The 1,834-nt window shown below is 67.8% G+C and carries 1 protein-coding gene and 1 pseudogene; both read left to right on the top strand.

Annotated elements, in window-relative coordinates:
* A pseudogene (locus tag ACFDS3_RS20175) lies at window positions 1-441 on the top strand (capsule biosynthesis protein); the annotation flags it as partial.
* Window positions 442-522: 81 nt separating this feature from the next.
* A complete protein-coding gene (locus ACFDS3_RS20170) occupies window positions 523-951 on the top strand; it encodes a hypothetical protein (protein WP_375264118.1) in 429 nt (142 codons plus the stop codon).
* Window positions 952-1,834: the final 883 nt, after the last annotated feature.

Here is a 1,834-nt window from a genome sequence, read left to right as displayed (position 1 = left end):
CTCGAAGAGGAGCTGAGCACAGCTCGTGTCGACCTCGCGACGCTGAATGCCAACCGGCGCCCGAACGCGGCCCGTGTCACGGCGCTCACCGAGAGGATCGGTGTGCTCGAGGCCGAGATCGCCCTGCAGCGGCGCGAGATCTCCGGCGGCGCCGGCGTCCTGTCGCTCTCGCGCGCCCGCAGCGAAGTCGAGATGGCGCGAGGCGAGGTCGAGACGCGGCGCGAGATCCTGACCGAAGCCATGCGGCAGATGGAGACGGCGCGGGCCGCCGCGGCGCGCCAGTCGCGCTACCTGGCGGTGAGCGTCGAGCCTCGAGCCACCGATGAGCAAAGCTGGCCGCAGGCGCCGCGCGACACGGGGCTCGCGCTCCTTGTCATCCTCGGGCTCTACATGGCGGGTGGCGTCACCGTCTCCGTTCTGCGCGAACAGGTGAGCGGGTGACCGCTACCCTCGATTGAGGGACGCAAGGTTCTTGTTGACCCGCCTCCGGTTCGACACAGTCTACAATCCACGATTACCCGAATGAGCAAGGCCGTCCCGCCGAGGCCGCCCATCCGTCCAGGAGGATCCGACGTGACCAAGTGCCGCCAGCTTGACGATTGCGTCAGCCCCGAAGGCGAGATCGATCTCGCCCTGCTCGCTTGGGCGCTTCATCTCGATCCGGAACAGCTCGGCGGCCTGGCCGGGAAGCCTCTCGCGATCCGGTCGGCCTACCTGCTCGCCTGCCGGGTGCGGCCCTGGCTGGCGTCGAATGCCGAAACCGGTCGCTGGCTCACCGGGACCGCGCTGACAGGTTTGTCAGGCATGACGCCGGTGGCCGCGCTGGCCGCAGGGCATGGCGAGGAGCTCCTCACCGGCCTCGGGAGACCGTTGCCGGAAATGGAGGTCTTCGCGCCTGCGACCATGGCCCTCGCCGATACCCGCGACGAGCGGGCGCCAGAGCGGATGTGATCCGCGGGTCAGCCCGCGGAGCCTTGCCCGGCCAGGAGCAACGTGCAGGGGATATCGTCTCCCGCCGGGTCCAACAGGCTCACCTCCCCGCCTGCTCCGATCCGAATATCGACCATCAATTCGCCCGACCGACGATCGCGGCCGCTATTGCGCAGCGCGCTGAACGGGACGTGGTAACAGCCTCGCGGGAAGCGGCCCTCGGGGGTTGGCACGAGCACATCGAGCGGTCTAATGGGCACCTGCAGGTGAATGACATGTTCGTCGCGCCCTCGGGCGGCACGAGGACAAGGTCCCTGTGGATAGAGGGCGCAGCGAACCAGCTCGACCGACCGCCCTGAATAAGTCCCACGGTTCCGAAGACGGGCATCCTCTTCCGGGGATCGACGAACAGGACCTCTATCGTCTGCCTCGGCGGCACCGTGTCAGGCTCCATCTCGGAGCCGTGTCCTTCGAGAAGCCAGAGGGGCTCGCGATGCAGGGCGCGGGCGAGGGACTGGAGATGCCGCTCAGAGGGAAGGCTCGCCCCATGGAGCCAGCACGACACAGTTTGGGTTGAGGGCGCTGAATACCCAGGCACGGAGAGGACGGCGGTCAGCCAGGCGATGAGGCCTTTTCCGTCCTTCGGGGCGTAGGGCGCCGTGAGGGCCGCGCGCAGCACGCGATCCCGGAAGGCGGGATGGATCGGTGTTTTCGACCCTGCGCCGCGGCTGCGCAGGGTTAAGTAGTTCGAGGGGTCGTTGAGCGACACCGGCATCTCGCGAGCAAGCTCGCGGACTTGGCGAAGGCGTCTGGCGAAGCCGTCGGATGAAACGAGAGATTTCAGGTCTGGCAATTCAGGCGACCCGGAAGACGAGATCGACGCGGCGGTTGTCGCGCTGGCCTT

The organism is Palleronia sp. (assembly GCF_042089775.1).
GTDB lineage: Bacteria > Pseudomonadota > Alphaproteobacteria > Rhodobacterales > Rhodobacteraceae > Palleronia.
Note: the sequence above shows the minus strand (reverse complement) of the source record. Positions and strands in the feature narration are given on the sequence as shown.

Excerpts from the sequence above, each read along its gene's own strand:
- ACFDS3_RS20170 (WP_375264118.1), top strand. The coding sequence starts at position 523 with ATGAGCAAGGCCGTCCCGCCGAGGCCGCCCATCCGTCCAGGAGGATCC.